The sequence below is a fragment of the Bacillus sp. 491mf genome (assembly GCF_900112415.1).
GTDB lineage: Bacteria > Bacillota > Bacilli > Bacillales > Bacillaceae_G > Bacillus_A.
This window is the reverse complement of record NZ_FOLV01000003.1, coordinates 196,897-214,216: the sequence shown is the minus strand read 5'-3', so window position 1 is coordinate 214,216 and position 17,320 is coordinate 196,897. Positions and strand designations below refer to the sequence as shown.

The window sequence follows — 17,320 nt, the reverse complement described above, 5'->3', positions numbered from 1 at the left end:
TTCATGTAATGATGAAAATAAACGGTGTTTCAGTAGCAGTCAAGGTATATGAAACATATGATTAAAGGAGATAAAAGTTTTGATTATATACAGCATGGGGTGAAAATATGAAACAAGCATTCATTACTGGAATTACAGGCCAGGACGGTTCTTATTTAGCAGAATTATTGTTAAATAAAGGCTATAAAGTTTATGGATTAAAAAGACGAACTGCAACAGAAAACGATGAAAACATTAAGCACCTAAAAGACGAGATTGAATTTCTTTCAGGAGATTTACGTGATTTAGCTTCCTTAATTCAAGCTATTAAAGTTTCCAATCCAGATGAAGTATATAATTTGGCCGCCCAATCTTTTGTCGCAACCTCTTGGCTTCAACCTATTTATACAGGGGAAATAACTGCCCTTGGAGTTACAAATATGCTTGAAGCAATTCGGCTTACCAAACCAGATGCTAAATTTTATCAAGCATCTAGTAGTGAAATGTTCGGAAAAGTAGTGGAAACTCCCCAGAAAGAAACAACTCCATTTTATCCAAGAAGCCCTTATGGAGTGGCTAAAGTATACGGACATTGGATTACTGTGAACTATCGAGAAAGCTATGATATTTTCGCATGTTCAGGAATTTTATTTAATCATGAATCTCCTCGCCGCGGTTTAGAGTTCGTTACAAGAAAAGTAACAGATGGAGTTGCTAAAATTCAATTGGGACTGCAAGATAAACTCCATTTAGGCAACTTAGATGCGAAGCGGGATTGGGGCTATGCAGGAGATTACGTTAAGGCGATGTGGCTCATGCTTCAACAAGATAATGCAGATGACTATGTTATCGCTACTGGAGAAACTCATACTGTCCAAGAATTAGTTGAGACTGCCTTTAATTACGTCGGATTAAACTGGGAAGATCATGTCATTCAAGATTCAAAGTTTATGAGACCCGCTGAAGTAGATCTTCTATTAGGAAATCCAGCAAAAGCGAAAAAAGCATTAGGCTGGAAACCAGAAGTGAATTTTAAAGAACTAATTACAATGATGGTCGATAGCGACTTAGAACGACAACAACAGCAAAGAAAAGGATTATGAGATTTGATTTTATAACCTTTTTATATTACCTATCCCTCTTGACTTGTACTTTAACTTTATTTTTATGTAAGGAGGACATTTTGATGACAAAATTTTATCCTATCGCTAGTCCTATATTAAATGGAAATGAAAAACAATATGTCATAGACTGCCTCGATTCTAATTGGATATCTTCAAACGGGTCATATATTCAAAAGTTTGAAGAACAATTTGCACAGTATTGCGGCGTGAAACATGCTATTTCTTGTAGTAACGGAACAACCGCTTTACATCTTGCTCTTTTAGCATATGGCATTAAAGAAGGTGATGAAGTGATTATTCCGACTTTTACATTCGTTGCAACAGCAAATGCAGTCGTCTATTGTGGAGGAACTCCTATATTTATTGATTCTGATTCAACAACATGGAATATTGATCCTGCGAAGATAGAAGAAAAAATCACACCGCATACAAAAGGAATTATTCCCGTTCACATCTATGGTCATCCAGCTGATATGGACCCTCTTAAAGAATTGGCAAGGAAATATAATTTATTTGTTATAGAAGATGCTGCTCAGGCTGTAGGAGCGCAATACAAAGGAAAAATGACAGGAGCAATTGGTAATTGCGCTACTTTTAGTTTGTTTGGCAATAAAATTATTACAACCGGTGAAGGTGGAATGATTACTACTAATGATGACCACATAGCTGAAAAGATTCGAATTTTAAAGTCACAAGGAATAGACTTAAAACGTAAATATTGGTTTCCAGTTATAGGATATAACTATCGTATGACCAACATTCAGGCAGCAATCGGCTGCGCACAACTCGAGAACATTGACTGGCATATTCAACAACGAATTAGAATCGCTAATCAATATATACAAAATCTAAAAGATGATCAACGTCTCATATTACCTATCGAAAAAGAATGGGCTAAAAATGTATACTGGATGTTCAGCATAATATGTAAAGATTTTACTGAAAACGAACGGAATTTGTTAATGGATCGCTTACAAGATAAAGGAATCGAAACTAGACCTTTTTTCTATCCTATGCATGCATTGCCTCCTTACCAAAATTTACAGGAAACATCAGAATTCCCTATAATAAATCGTATTTCTACTCAGGGTATTAATGTTCCAAGTTACGGAAGCCTAACAGATGATGACATTCGATATATTAGCTTAAAAATAAAAGAAGCATTAAGCGAGGTAAGCATGAAAAAATGATATATGCCCCTCTCTTAAACTTATAATGAGCCTTTGTTTAAAAACAACATATCCCATTAATAGCTATAGAAATACCTCCTTGCTACAGCTATCTTTCATATAAATACACCACGATGAAAAGAGATGGGAACGATGGACATAGTAAGATTAAGAAATAGAAACAATGATTTCAGCAACATACTTAATCAAACGAATAGTAAAAATATTATTGAATTATTGCATCAAATATGGACCCTTAATCATGAAGATTTTGTATGGGAATTATATAGACAAATACTGCATCGTGAACCAGACGAAAAAGGTTTCTTTCATTTTTTTACTACACTTGCGAAAGGTGTAGCCAAAAAACAAATTTTAATCGCAATCCTGACAAGCAGAGAGGCGATAGGTTTATACAGCCAAAAAACCCCTCCCTCTCCTCCTCCTAATGCTTCCAAAACGATAAGTAGCTTCATTCATTCATTCTTCCTATCAAATGCATTACACTTTATCCATGCTTTATACAATGAATTTTTAGCTCGTAACCCAATAAAAACAGAAGTCCAACAGTTATCAGTTTGCTTAAAAACAAAACAATCAAGAATAGAGATAATAAAGAAAATACTAACAACAAATGAATTTCAAAAAATACTAACCGACGCTAATTCTATCAATAACTTGCATATAAAAAGTAGAGAACGAGATCAAAACAAAAGTATAAAAAACATTGGAATTTTCCTAGGATTGGCTTATCCCGCCAATTTAGAAGGGGAAGGAATTGGTCGATTTAGTACAAGATTAGCAGAGGGACTATTTAAGTATGATCCAACCATAAAAATTTATGTTGTAACAAATAAAATAAATCTTCGTAATCTTCGTAATCTATTTTCACAACTCGTGCTTTTATACCCTGAGCGACTTATCTTTTATGCATCTGACAGTATGGAATTCATTAATACCGAATTACCTGTAGATGTATGGATTGTGCCATATGTCGGCTTAGAATTAGCTATGTATTTAGATAAACCTATTATTCTTTGTTTACACGACTTAGTCCACTTACACTTTCAAGAATTATATTATCAAGGAAATACGGATGAGTTTTGTTACCGTCTGGATCGTTTTATCCACAGATTAGTCGATAAAGCTTCTGCCATCGTATTCTCTTCTAACTTTACACGAAACCATGAAGGGTTACAATTTTTAAAGCTACCTATCGAAAAAACTCATGTTGTTAGATTGGCAGCTCCTGTAGAAGAATACACTGCGTATCATATATATGATGAAAGCTCATTTAGAAATAAATACAAATTATATGGCGATTACATTGTCTATCCATCGGTTATTCGTCCGCATAAAAATCATTCTCTTCTTATTGAGGCATTTATAAAATTCAAGCAATCCCTTGAGAAGCCACCTTCTAATTTAAAATTAGTGTTTACAGACCACTATCGTAATAGACCAATTCATCTTTCAGATGTTTATCTGCATTGTACTAATGAACAAATAAAAAACAGTATTGTCTTTCTTAATAGGGTTCCGTCAGACACCATGCCTTCCTTATACAAATATGCTTTAGGGACAATCGTTCCCACACTTTTTGAAGGAAGCTGCCCTTTCCCTATTCTCGAATCACTTATACTTGATACCCCGATTGCCGCTAGCCGAATAGAAGTTACAAGTGAAGTAGTTACAAACATGTCTGCTTTTTTCTCATTTAATCCGTACTCAGTTGAAGAAATATCAAAAGCAATATATGAGTTAAACAAAAACGGAAAACAAATGTTAATCCAGCAAAAGTCTGCTATCAGCACTGCTTTAAATCGAAGATGGGTCGATGTCGCAAAGGAATACTATGACATTCTTAATAAAACTATTTGTACGTAACCTTTTGTTTTTATATTTGAAATGTATGTAAGGATACTTTACTGAGTCAAGTATTCTTACATATCATCCTATGCTGCTTTAAACTCTCAAATAATATGACATACTCTTATCTTTTTATCCGAAATTAGCTTTTTTATAGGTATACCATTCATATTTTCACCACTGATTTTATAAACTTTTAGAGTAAATCTCCCACGAATTGAACTTTTACTTTATGTTCTTTTTTATTATAAAAAATGCCTCCTTCTGTGTATTAATAATCTAGTCTTTCACCAAGTTCTTATACAAAAAGAAGCATATCTATATAAATCCATTTTAATTTTCCAATACATAAATTGCGGCTATAGAAATAAAAGGCGGCTACGCTTGCTTTCTCTCTTTGTTTCATTTTGCATGTAGCAAAAAAGGGCCCTGACCGCTTCTATGCATGGCCAGATGCTCTCGCCCATCGAAAAAGAATGGTTTTATGTCGTTTTTCAACTTGAATTTCTATATTTTTATAGCCTAAAAAAAGGACAAGTTAATGTTCCCTTTTAAACAAACTTAATTCTCTAATTGAGTTTGTATCTAGGGAAGCAATCTTATTTTCTAATTTTTTTCTAGCATAATCATATAATTGCACATCTACCTCGTTTTTTTCCAGTATCTTATCAATCACTTTCTGCGGAATTTCTTCTCTTAAAGGTCTTTCTGTATTAACATTTAACTTTTTATAATTAATATTCCTCCATCCAAATTCCTTTTTCATAATATATAAAGATTCAGAAAATAACTCAGTAATCCCTACCACAGAAAAATATTTTTCAATATGCTCTTTCGCCACCTGCAAATCAGCAACATCATTACCTGTAACACAGCGAGTTTGAAGATTGACTGTAGAATAATTAAATTTTGGATTGCTTACATACTCATCAATCGTCTCTTCAAAAAACAATTCTTTATACTGGTTTGAATTCTTATGAGCAAAATAAAACCATGAGATTACTTGTTCAACCGGATGTCTCAACATTGTAATATAGGTAAAGGGCCTAGAAAGGTAACGATGAATGCCAAACAAAAAGTGGCCACATAAAGTGTCAGCAGTTGTTAATTGCTCTTTATAAGAAAGTACCCCTTGAGGAAGTATTCCGTGTATATTCACATCATAATGTATATTATTTGAATATTGTCTACAAATCAAATCTGTCAATGTAGTTCCCCCAGCTTTAGGGATATGAAGAAATAATAATAAAGGACTTCTTTTCTTGCTAGACTGTCCTTCATTCATCTAAAAATCATCTCCTTACGTTTAATTTTTTTTAGTATATGCCTCATAACTTTCTATAAGTACTATCTAAAAAGTGAAATTTGTACATTCAAAAAAAACGCATAATAATGCTGTAGAAGAATATAATAAAACGTCAAGTGTACTATCAAATAAAAAATCCCCCGATGCATTTTAGTAATTAAGTAAATGTTGATGGTAATAAAAAACATATAATTAGACAGTATGTCTTTTATGTTCCTTAGCTTAATTATTATAAACTGCTATATCTTACAAAGATCTTGATAATTCCAGTCACCAGATCTTCACAATTGCAAATACACTGTACCTACAAATCAAATAATTATTACCTAACTATTAGACTGTATTTATCCCGGTGATCAATACTGACTAAATACATTTAAAATAATACTTGTAGTTTACTAATATTCTATTCCTATTTATTGATAATATATATCCACTTTGATTTTTTAACATCTAAATTGCTGTTATGTAAAACAAAAAGTGATATGCTACTTGTTTGCTCCCTTTGTTTTCACATTACCTGTGGCAGAAAAGGGCCCTGACCGCTCCAAGCATGACCAGACACTCTCGCCCATCGAAAAAAAGTGGCTTTTATGTTGGTTTTTCAAGTTGTATTTATATATAATTCATATATCTTTTCTACCTACAAGAAATATGAATTATAGATTTCTACTAAAAATGATAACTCTTTTAAAGAATAAAAAATTATTCTTTATATATCACTCAATTTTCAAGTCATAAAGGAGTGACTACGATGAATAATCCTACTTCACCTTCAGATACACTCATTAATATTTTACGAAAAGCAGTTAGATTATCAGAAGAAGCTTTTATTCATGAACTTTTTAGGCAAATTTTATACAGGAAGCCCCAGCATGAGGAGCTAAATTACTATAGAAAAAAACTAACCCACACACAAAGAATAGAAATCATTAAAGAAATCATGCTAACAAAAGAAGCACTTAATCTGTATACACAACACACCCAATCAGAAAAAACAGAGACAACGAAACCAGGGTTAATTTCCGATTTAATTTATAGGTTTTACAATTTGGATGATATGGAATTTACCTATTCATTATACCAACAATTCCTAAATCGAACCCCAGATTTAAAGGAAATTCAAATTCATGTGAATAACTTAGTTTCTGGCGTTCAAAGAAAAAATTTAATGGTAAACTTTCTATTATCTAAAGAATGCCGTCTGCTTTTAGAATCTGATATTGTAACGTTCAACACTTTAATATCCCCAAACACTAAACAACCTTCCCAAGTCCCTTCTGTAAAAATTGGGTTTTTTCTTGGATATTCAGTGAAAGTAGGTAAACATTTTGATGGAGAAGGTATCGGACGATTTATTATCCGGTTAACAGAAGGTTTACTTTGTCATGACGAAAATGTAACTATAACTGTTGTAACTACTAAACAAAACTATATAGATATTAACAATGGGTTTAAAAAGACCTTTTTATCTTTTCCTAACAGATTATCTGTCCAAAAGTTCGAAACTGTAGACTGGGTAAATGAAAATATTGATGTGGATATTTGGATCGTTCCTTATATAGGTATGGATTTGGCGCTAAATTTAAACAAACCCTTTATCGCTTGTTTACATGATTTAGTTTATATGCATTTTAAAGATATATATACAAGGCAGCCAGACTTCTACGATAAATTTACAGATAACGCTAAAAAAGTGGCTAAAAAAGCTAAAAAAGTGGTTTTTAATTCTATCTTTACGAGAAATCATGAAGGATTGAAGTTCTTGAAATTACCCAAGGAAAAAACTCATGTCATTAGATTGGCACCTCCAGTTGAGGAATACAATGTCATAGATTCAGATAATGAAGTTTTATTTAGGGATAAATATAATTTATATAACAACTATATTGTTTACCCTTCCGTTATTCGTCTACATAAAAATCATGATCGACTTATTGAAGCCTTTTTGAACTTCCGACAAATCACTGAAGGTTCTTCATCCAACCTTAGTCTAGTTCTGACTGATCACTTCCGCTATGGTCCTAAAGAGAAAGAAATTATATCGCTACTTAACAATTGTAATAATGTAAATATACAAGATAGTGTCATTTTTTTAGGTAGGATTGAACCAAATGATATTCCACTTCTATATAAATATGCGATAGGAACCATTGTTCCAACACTTTTTGAAGGGAGTTGTCCTTTTCAGCTATTAGAGTCTTTAATTATGGATACTCCTGTAGCAGTGAGCAGGATTGAAGTTGTTGAAGAGGTTATAACAGATATCGAAAAATTTATAACATTTAACCCCTACTCTACAGATGAAATTATGCTCGCAATCCAAAAACTTTGGCGACACGATAACAATTTATTAGAACAACAAAAAAGTGCAATTCAACACATACTTAGGAGAAATTGGATCGATATTGCACAAGAATATTATACGCTAATGACCAAATTAATTATCAATTAAAAGCAAAAATAAGAAAACCAAAACATTTAATTTATATCGAAATATAAAAATATTCCTGTAAAATTAAATTTCCTTTTCAGCAGTAAATTAAGTTTTAAATGAAATAGTACAAAATATAAAAAATCTTATAATAAAAACATCTTTAAGGTGGTGCTTATTTATATGCTTTCCCCAAGAGTGTATTGGTTGTGTACTCATCAAACTTTGAGATACGAAGAAGTTCCATTGTTAATAGAAGCAGGAGCAGAGGTAATCCCATGCTTAGGAGACCCCTTTTGGTTGAAGTATGATAGTAATTATGACAATGAAAGTGACAGATTGTATCCTCATTGGCGAAAATCTTGTACCTTACCTACCAATATCGTTGAAAAAATTAGAAGAATTAACATACTTGAAAAAAAGGGGAAATTAAATCCAGATGAGGCTAAACTTATTAATCAATGGCTCGATATAATATTTATTTCCAACTACCCAGATATTTTAGAAAACATCACAAAATGGTATCAAGGATATATCATATTTAGAGTATTTGGTCACGGTGATTATACTACCTATACAAACGAAATGGCTAGATTAAACATTAATATAGATAAGATAGTAGAAACAGATAAATATGTATGGTGCCCAATACTAAAGAGCTTGGACGTTCCTGAAGATCCTAGAATTACTAAAAATAAGTTTTATCTAAATGCATTTGTTTCCAATGAAAGGTTAGGATTCAAATGGAAAGGAAGAAACTCTAAACACTTTATTAGTACTACAATCTCATATTTGGACGGTAATCCAGCAGCTAATAAGATATTCAAAGATTTTAACGAAAAATTTTCAGATATCCCTTTTATTGTGTTAGGAAAAAACTCAAGGAATATAGTCAAAGATATTTCGGAGAAAGTAGTCGGACATACAGAAGACAATCTTTTTTATTCAAAGATTGCTGAAAGTAGAATGTTTGTTTACTTTGGTCTCGGTTCTAACTATCATGTGCACTACACTCCTATCGAAGCTTTAAGTATGGGAGTTCCCACAGTATTTTTAGAAAAATCAGGTCTTGCTCAAGAAGCAAGGGACAATGGCGTAAGCAATTCCGCCCTTAAAACAATAGGTATGTGTTCTGACACAGAAGAGATGAAAGAATTTGTTCTTAAAACAATGAATAACTTTACCGAATTAGAAAAACTTGCTCATAATCAATCAAATATATTAGGAAATATATTCAAAAGAGAAGCAGCTTTAGTAAGAACCAAAAACTTCTTAAAAAACATTCAACCATACATTATAGCTCACAGAAAACAACAGTACAATCATGAAATCTCTTTAAACCTTACTCAGGAGGATTGTTTTCGCGACAACTCCATTCAAACAGACTTACCTATAGCTTCAGGACAGCGAATTATCTTCAGCACAGAAAAAATCAATTCGTTTACAGGAAAATTAGTATACGACCACACAAGACAATTTATAACTCGTAGAGTGGAACAAGGAATCGACTCTCCTGGAATGTTTATTGGGCAATATATTGGGAAAATGCATCCAGGTGAATATTTATTCTCTTTTGAACTAAATTCCTCTACAAATTACGATTCAGCCATTGGCACTTTTGCAATAGGAGTATGGAGTCCACAGTTTATTATATTAACTTCACAGGATATTTCTAAAGTAAAAGCCGGAAAAAATTTCATAAACTTAAGCTTACAAATATCTCCAGAAAATGCAGATCTCCTAAAAGAAATACGTTTATTATGGAATGGAACTCATACGTGTGAAATACCAAACCTTATTGTTGAAAAATTAACCTAATTTAACCACAACTTAAAATTTCAGCTTGAATAATTCAAATACATTCTCTGTAAGAATAAATAGCAATATAATGAAAGTTGAATAAAACTAACAATAGAACGAAAACGTTATACATGCACTTTGTCAAATAAACATAGATAAAGTACAACTTCCATCAATGGGGGGATCCCCCATTGATGATTAGTTAAACTAACCGTGCACATGCCAGCAGTTATTCCCATCCTATCTTTTTCCCTTCTTAAGATGGAGGACAATCGCTCAAAAGTACCGGGATAATATGACTATTTTATGGACAAATTATCACCTATTAACTACAAGCAACATATAATTTTATTAAGTTAAATTTTTATATTTTGTAAACTTAAATAGTAAGTACAGGGAATGTAAAGCTCAATTTTTTAAAACAACGTTTAATCCTTAAGTATGAAGAACTGCTTTGACCATGAATTAACACAGAAAAAGAAATATGAACAATACAAATTTTCGAAAATGAGTTTTATAAATAGAAAGATATGATTGGAAGTAAGATTATACTATTACAAAGAAAAATTCATCTTTTAAGATGAGCGAGTACTAAAAAAATCAGATAGGCATAAAAATCCCTACTTACTTTACTTGCTACACCCCATAACGTCGAGATTTAATATCACTAGAAAGTTGGGAGAATATGAAACTTATTTTACTATCTGGAGGATCAGGAAAACGTTTATGGCCACTATCAAATGACTCTAGATCCAAACAATTTTTAAAAATACTTCGTAACGAGCATGGTGTTCAGGAGTCCATGGTTCAAAGAATTGTAGGACAAGTTCAATCTATCGGTTTAACAAACTCTACTTATATCGCGACTTGCAAATCACAAACTGATATTATTCAAAATCAGATTGACAATCAACTTCCTCTTATCGTCGAACCAGATCGACGAGATACCTTCCCCGCTATTGCTCTAGCATCAGCCTATCTCCACTCTGTCCTAAATGTTGATGGTAATGAGACTATTTGTATCATGCCTGTTGATGCGTATGTAGAAAATTCTTTCTTTGAATCCTTACTGAAACTTGAGCAAATTTTGACAGACTCAAACGCATCACTTGCACTTATGGGCGTTCGACCTTCACATCCTTCTGAACAGTATGGTTATATTACGACTCCCCCTAGCCATTCTTCATCAGCACAAATACCTCCATATATGAAAGTTAACCAGTTTATTGAAAAACCACTACAAAGCAAGGCAAAGGAACTTATTCAACAAGAAGCTCTTTGGAATTGCGGCGTATTCGCCTTTAAATTAGGTTTTTTAATTCAATACCTAACTTCTATGAAAATACCCGTTCAGTATGAAGAACTTATGCAACAATATTCCGCCCTTCCCCAAAGAAGCTTTGACTATGAAGTTGTAGAAAAATGCGATGATATTGTGGTAATGCCCTATGAGGGAGCATGGCGTGACTTAGGAACTTGGAGTACTCTTACAGAGATTATGGATACACAAATTATTGGAAATGGGATTTTAAGTGAAAATACCCTTAATACTCATATCATCAATGAACTAAATCTTCCTCTTGTTGTAGCAAATATCTGCAATGGAATTATAATAGCAAGTCCTGAAGGTATTTTGATAGCTGATAAACAGGAAAGTGGAAAAATTAAAGAACTTATTAATCACGAGAATTCAAGACCTATGTATGAAGAAAAGCGTTGGGGAAATTACCGTGTTTTAGATTACGAGAAACTTAAAGATGGGAATGAAGTTTTAACCAAAAAGCTTAAAATTTTAGCTGGAAAAAATCTCAGTTATCAAATGCATTTTAAGCGCGAAGAAGTTTGGACAATTATTGCAGGAGAAGGCGAACTTATTATAGACGGAAAGTTCAAAATGATCAAACCTGGCGATGTTATTTACATTCCAGTTGGAACAATGCATGGAGCACGTGCTATTACTGACTTAGAATTCATTGAAGTCCAAATGGGAATTACGCTAATAGAAGATGATATTTTACGTACTCATATGACATGGGAAGAAATCGAACGCGATTTCAGATAAAGGTTCCATACACGCCTATTATTAGGTATATTCCTTAGTTAGTCTTGCTACTACTATCGCAGGGTTTGCAAGCGTAGGTATAACAATTAACTAACTCTAACATTGATAGGATTAGAAAGATTGTAAGCATTTAGATACTGCACAAACTCACACTAATCAGTTTCAATAAAAAAACGGTAAAAGTTCTAAGAATAGAACTCTTACCGTTTTTTACTTATGTCCTGTCTTCCGAAAAATCAATTCTATTTTCTTCTTACAGAAAAACATACACCTTATCCTAAAATATGATAGCCAGAATCCACATGAATATTCTCACCAGTCACACCGCTTGCTAGGTCACTAAATAAGAATAACGCTGTGTTTCCTACTTCTTCCTGTGTTACATTGCGACGCATTGGCGCACGTTCTTCAATTTGTTTTAAGATACTGTTGAAGTCGCCAACACCTTTTGCAGATAATGTGCGAATTGGTCCTGCAGATACTGCGTTTACGCGGATGTTATGCTTTCCTAAGTCATTTGCTAAATATTTTACGCTCGCTTCTAATGATGCTTTTGCAATACCCATTACGTTGTAGTTTGATACAACGCGTTCTCCGCCAAGGTATGTTAATGTAACAATGCTTCCGCCTTCTGTCATCACTTCTTTCGCTGCTCTTGACACAGCTGTTAAAGAGAATGAGCTAATATTTTGAGCTAATAAGAAGCCATTACGAGATGTATCAACGAACTCACCTTTTAAATCATCACGTTCTGCGAATGCAATACAATGAGCCAGTCCATGAATAACTCCAACCTCTTCCTTAATCGTTTGAAAGCAGCTTGCGATATCTTCATCATTTGTTACATCACATGGCAATACAAGTGATTTTTGTCCTTCTAATGATTCTGCTAAATCACGTACATTCTTTTCTAAGCGTTCACCAGCATATGTGAAAATTAAGTTTGCTCCAGCGTTATGTAATGAACGAGCAATACCCCAAGCGATGCTTCGTTGGTTCGCAACACCCATTACAACAATATTTTTTCCTTTTACATTGAGAAGATCCATATATTTATCCTCCTATATTTATACATTATAGTTGTTATTAGAACCTGGTACTATTTTTATATTAACATAAAATACTGTAAAGGCAAACAAAAATCACTAGCTTACCTTCACTAGTGATTCTTTGTTTCGCTAAAAAAGCCCTCTAATCCTTCTTCCCAAGTTGGCATTTGCGAAAAACCATTTAATTTTAACATTTTGTGCTGTAAAATTGAATATTTCGGCCTCGGTGCTTTTGCCCCAAACTCTTCGGTTGAAATAGGTACGACGTTTACTTTTTTATTTGCATAAGAAAAAATTTGCTTAGCAAATTCATACCAAGAACATGATCCGCTATTTGATACATGATATATTCCATATAATGATGTATTCATGAGTTTTTTTATCACGTGAACTAAGTCTTTTACATAGGTAGGAGATCCGATTTGATCAGAAACAATAGCTATATGCTCTTTTTCTTCACTAATCCGTAACATCGTTTTCACAAAGTTATTTCCGTTCTTTCCGTAAAGCCATGACGTACGTATAATAAAGTATTGATCATGAAAACTTTTTACAAATTCCTCTCCTGCATATTTAGAAAGACCGTATACATTTACTGGTTCTGGTATATGCAATTCATGATACCCTTCTATTCTACTACCGGAAAATACATAATCTGTACTAATATAAATAAGCTTTGCCCCTAAATTTTGCGCCATAACCGTGACATTTCTTGTTCCAATTGCGTTTGTTACATAAGCTAAATCTTGTTCCTCTTCTGCCTGATCTACTTTTGTATAAGCGGCACAATGTATAATGATATGAGGCTTTATCGTTTTCATCACATGCTCTACTTGTGACATGTCGGTAATATTTAACGATTTTTTGTCAAATGGATATATTTCATACAATTCTGAACAAAAATCCTCTACTATTTGTTTCCCTAATTGCCCATTTGCTCCCGTTATCATAATCCGTTCTTTCATCTACGAGTCCCTTACTTTTCTTTTAATGGTCGCCACCACTGCTCGTTTTGTTCATACCAATGGACTGTTTCTTCTATCCCTTTCTTAAACGTATACGTCGGTTGCCATCCTAATTCTTGTTTTATTTTTTTGGCATCAATTGCATAGCGGCGGTCGTGCCCTAAGCGATCCTTAACATGAAGAATATCATCTCTTCCTCTTTTTAGTATCGCCATAATCTGCTCCACAACTTCTATATTTGTTTTCTCATTATTTCCGCCAATATTATATACTTCTCCAAATTTCCCTTTATGCAGTACAACATCAATTGCACTACAATGGTCATTCACATGAAGCCAATCTCTTATATTCAATCCATCTCCATATAACGGCAATTTCTTCCCTTCTAGTGCATTTGTAATCATAAGTGGAATTAATTTCTCCGGATATTGATATGGTCCATAGTTATTAGAGCAACGCGTGACAATAATAGGTAATTGATACGTTTTATAGTATGATAAAGCAATCATATCTGCACTCGCCTTACTAGAAGAATATGGACTGCTCGGATCTAACGGTGTTTGTTCTGTAAATTTCCCTACTTCCCCTAATGAACCATACACCTCATCTGTCGAGACTTGCACTATTTTAATATAAGAATATTTTTTGACTAACTCTAATAGCGTTACCGTCCCAATTATATTTGTATCGTAGAAAGGCATAGGATTTTCAATACTGCGATCAACATGGGACTCTGCTGCAAAGTTAACAATGGCATCTACCTTGTACCTCTGAACAACATATTCTAAAAGCTCACGATTTTGAATGATTCCTTTTTGGAAAATATAGCGAGGATTTCGCTCAATAGAACGTAAATTTTCAAGATTACCACTATATGTTAATGCATCATAATTAATAACATGATAATTATCGTATTGTTTCAATATATAATGAACAAAATTACTACCAATAAATCCAGCCCCGCCTGTTACTAATATATTCATAGACAACTCTCCTATTTAAAAACAACCTTGGCACTCAATAAGCGGTGGTAGTAGTTGATCTTTCTTTGATAAGGTAGGTTCTTTGACCGGCCATGGAATGTTCAAATCTTTATCTTTCCAAAATACACCGCTATCGTGCAGAGCACTATAATACTCATCAACTTTGTACATAACAACTGTATGCGAAACAAGCGTACAAAATCCATGAGCAAAACCTTTTGGAACGAGCAATTGCCGGCGATTTGCTTTACTTAAAATATAACCTTCCCATCGTTTGTAAGTAGGGGATTCTTTACGTAAATCAACAATGACATCGTAAATAGCACCTTGTATAACTTGAACTAGTTTCGTTTGCGCTTTCGGTTCCTTTTGAAAATGCAACCCACGAATCGTACCTGCCTTCGCAGAAGAAGAGATATTATCTTGTACAAATGAATAGGTAATACCAATCTTCTCTAGCATTTTTTTGTTGTAACTTTCCATAAAAAAACCTCGGTCGTCTTTAATCAAATGTAGTTCTAACAATTTCACATCATGAAAAGACGTGTCAATTACTTTCATATATTCACCTATTCTCCATTGAACTGTTTTCCAAAGTCTATATTTCTTGCCAATGTATTCGCTCTTTGAAGAGAAGTGTGAGTTCCTGCATCAGTCCACCAGCCGCTTAACGTATTATAAGTAAGCAGCCCCTTTTGTAAATACCAATTGTTCAAATCTGTAACCTCAAGCTCACCTCTTGCTGATGGCTTGAGCTGCTTTACATATGAAAAGACTTGTGTATCATACATATAAATGCCTGTAACTGCATATGAACTTTTCGGTTCTTTCGGTTTTTCTTCAATTCTAATAATTTTTCCATTTTTAATAGACGGTACGCCAAATCTTGTAGGGTTTTCTACCTCTTTTAGTAATACTTTTGCCCCTTGTTCTTGTTTCATATATTCTTCTACATATGGACGAAGATCGTCTGAAAAAATATTATCTCCAAGTATAACTAGCATTCGATCCATATCAACGAAATGTTCGCATAATCCTAAAGCCTCTGCAATTCCTCCCGCACGGTCTTGCACGCGATAAGTAAACGATACACCAAATTCATCCCCGCTTCCTAAAAAATCGACAACAGCCCCCATATGCTCTCTTCCCGTAATGACCATAATATCTGTAATTTTACATTGTTTTAATTTGTAAACTGAATGATAAATCATCGGATATCGACCGACTGGAAGGAGATGTTTATTGGTTACTTTCGTAATCGGATATAGTCTTGATCCCGTTCCTCCTGCTAAAATAACCCCCTTCATCACAATCACTCCCTTATGCTGGAAATGAACTATTCATATAATTTTACAAAAAGATTTGCCGATATTTTTCATAGGCCAATGCATCAAAATCATCCCCATTATAATGAAGACACCACGGCTGCATTTGGTTAAAAACACCTACTAAGTAACCTGCTTTGCGAAATTCAAATGACTGTGAAACATCATAAAAATGAAATCCGTCAAATAAATCTACTCTCCATGACAAATCATATTGTGTCGCCATAAATAAGCCATCTATTGCTTGAACAGGAGTAAAAAGCTGCGGTTCATACAAACCTGTTTCAAAACTTAATAATTAATAATTCCATTTTCGATCCTCAATAACTTGCCCAGCTAACTTTTCCCCTTCCCACCATATACCATTTTCAGGCATACGTTGGCAGCCTGCTCCCCCAATTATCCCCAGTTTCTCATTTAATGCAAATACACCTTATACTTTGCTGGATATGAAGCTACTTGATTATATGCACTTGTCATACTTTTAGCATGATAGATTGGCAATATTTAAACTTGGTATTCAGGCGGGACAAACATATTTTAAATTTGCCTTTCACATTGTGTAAAGAGCTCTTCATTATTGACACAACCGGCTACCAAAATCGTTTTTTCTTTCATCATGGTAATCCTTTCTTTTCTGTGTGTGAATGCGGTTGTTTACACATGTAATAAATAACGTTTTCTCTGCTCATCTTTAATATGCTTTAATAAATAAGAATTTGCACCTTCATAATAATCATCATGCTTTTCTCGATATAAAGAGGAGTCTTCTGTTTCCACTTTATTCCCCTCCTATACATACGCTGTCGTTATGTTATACATGCGAAACGATTAAACTATACCCTGCTAAATGTGCATCTATTCTACCAATAAGTGAGTTGCAAGAGGAGGCATATTGCTCATGCCATCTTCCTAAATCGCCTCCCAATTCTTGAATTTTAATCACTTTTAATTGTTCTTTTTCTAATAAAATCATGATTTCTGCCAAATTATAACTCTGTTCACCTTCCTCATTCTCTCCTTGAAGTTGAAATCGTTGTTCAATTCGTGTGTAGTAATTTGAATTAGGAAACGACATAATAAGAACACCATCTCGATGTAATAAACGAGAAACACCTCTTATGACAGCTACCATATGTTCACGGTACACTGGGCATGAAAGAAGGATAATAGAAAAATTTCCATTTGGAAACTTCCCCTAATTATCTTCCAACTTCTAGTAGTGGAGATTCTTTTTTTTCCAAACCATGATTCA

At 33.6% G+C, this 17,320-nt stretch carries 14 protein-coding genes and 1 pseudogene; 6 read left to right on the top strand and 9 right to left on the bottom strand.

Annotated elements, in window-relative coordinates; translation table 11 throughout:
• Window positions 1–107 precede the first annotated feature (107 nt).
• From gmd to BM211_RS05575, 3 genes are all read left to right on the top strand, one after another.
• Window positions 108–1,082, top strand: coding sequence for a GDP-mannose 4,6-dehydratase (gene gmd, locus BM211_RS05585; protein WP_090995595.1), 975 nt, complete (start codon window positions 108–110; stop codon window positions 1,080–1,082).
• Between the two features lie 83 nt (window positions 1,083–1,165).
• Complete coding sequence (locus BM211_RS05580) at window positions 1,166–2,293, top strand: DegT/DnrJ/EryC1/StrS family aminotransferase (protein ID WP_177206883.1); 1,128 nt, start codon at window positions 1,166–1,168, stop codon at window positions 2,291–2,293.
• Between the two features lie 132 nt (window positions 2,294–2,425).
• Complete coding sequence (locus BM211_RS05575) at window positions 2,426–4,159, top strand: DUF4214 domain-containing protein (RefSeq protein WP_177206882.1); 1,734 nt, start codon at window positions 2,426–2,428, stop codon at window positions 4,157–4,159.
• A 520-nt stretch (window positions 4,160–4,679) separates the two neighbouring features.
• Here BM211_RS05575 and BM211_RS05570 read toward each other — a convergent pair.
• Entirely contained in the window at window positions 4,680–5,426 is a 747-nt protein-coding gene (locus BM211_RS05570) for a sulfotransferase family 2 domain-containing protein (protein ID WP_090995584.1), read from the bottom strand.
• A gap of 775 nt (window positions 5,427–6,201) precedes the next feature.
• On the opposite strand from BM211_RS05570, the gene BM211_RS05565 reads away from it, so the two are divergent.
• The 3 genes from BM211_RS05565 to BM211_RS05555 all read left to right on the top strand — a co-directional run bounded on the left by BM211_RS05565 (window position 6,202) and on the right by BM211_RS05555 (window position 11,743).
• Window positions 6,202–7,902, top strand: a complete 1,701-nt coding sequence (locus BM211_RS05565; protein ID WP_090995581.1) for a DUF4214 domain-containing protein — start codon at window positions 6,202–6,204, stop codon at window positions 7,900–7,902.
• A 279-nt stretch (window positions 7,903–8,181) separates the two neighbouring features.
• On the top strand, window positions 8,182–9,699 hold the full coding sequence (locus BM211_RS05560) for a hypothetical protein (protein WP_141771589.1): 1,518 nt from the start codon (window positions 8,182–8,184) through the stop codon (window positions 9,697–9,699).
• 667 nt (window positions 9,700–10,366) lie between these two features.
• Window positions 10,367–11,743: a sugar phosphate nucleotidyltransferase gene (locus tag BM211_RS05555; RefSeq protein WP_090995573.1), complete on the top strand. Its 1,377-nt coding sequence runs from the start codon at window positions 10,367–10,369 to the stop codon at window positions 11,741–11,743.
• Between the two features lie 272 nt (window positions 11,744–12,015).
• Here BM211_RS05555 and fabI read toward each other — a convergent pair whose 3' ends face one another.
• From fabI to BM211_RS05520, 8 genes and pseudogenes are all read right to left on the bottom strand, one after another.
• Window positions 12,016–12,792 (bottom strand): enoyl-ACP reductase FabI, encoded by a 777-nt coding sequence (fabI, locus tag BM211_RS05550; RefSeq protein WP_090995569.1) that lies wholly within the window; start codon window positions 12,790–12,792, stop codon window positions 12,016–12,018.
• 110 nt (window positions 12,793–12,902) lie between these two features.
• The gene (gene rfbD, locus BM211_RS05545; RefSeq protein WP_090995564.1) at window positions 12,903–13,757 is read right to left on the bottom strand and encodes a dTDP-4-dehydrorhamnose reductase; all 855 of its coding nucleotides are present in this window, start codon (window positions 13,755–13,757) and stop codon (window positions 12,903–12,905) included.
• An 11-nt stretch (window positions 13,758–13,768) separates the two neighbouring features.
• Complete coding sequence (gene rfbB / locus BM211_RS05540; RefSeq protein WP_090995562.1) at window positions 13,769–14,740, bottom strand: dTDP-glucose 4,6-dehydratase; 972 nt, start codon at window positions 14,738–14,740, stop codon at window positions 13,769–13,771.
• Window positions 14,741–14,755: 15 nt separating this feature from the next.
• Window positions 14,756–15,301, bottom strand: coding sequence for a dTDP-4-dehydrorhamnose 3,5-epimerase (gene rfbC, locus BM211_RS05535; protein WP_090995559.1), 546 nt, complete (start codon window positions 15,299–15,301; stop codon window positions 14,756–14,758).
• 8 nt (window positions 15,302–15,309) lie between these two features.
• A complete protein-coding gene (locus BM211_RS05530; RefSeq protein ID WP_090995557.1) occupies window positions 15,310–16,047 on the bottom strand; it encodes a sugar phosphate nucleotidyltransferase in 738 nt (245 codons plus the stop codon).
• Window positions 16,048–16,090: 43 nt separating this feature from the next.
• Window positions 16,091–16,683: pseudogene (locus tag BM211_RS05525) on the bottom strand (glycosyltransferase family protein).
• A gap of 39 nt (window positions 16,684–16,722) precedes the next feature.
• Window positions 16,723–16,845, bottom strand: coding sequence for a hypothetical protein (locus tag BM211_RS26935; RefSeq protein WP_256216863.1), 123 nt, complete (start codon window positions 16,843–16,845; stop codon window positions 16,723–16,725).
• A gap of 34 nt (window positions 16,846–16,879) precedes the next feature.
• A complete protein-coding gene (locus BM211_RS05520) occupies window positions 16,880–17,215 on the bottom strand; it encodes a hypothetical protein (protein WP_141771588.1) in 336 nt (111 codons plus the stop codon).
• Window positions 17,216–17,320 lie beyond the last annotated feature (105 nt).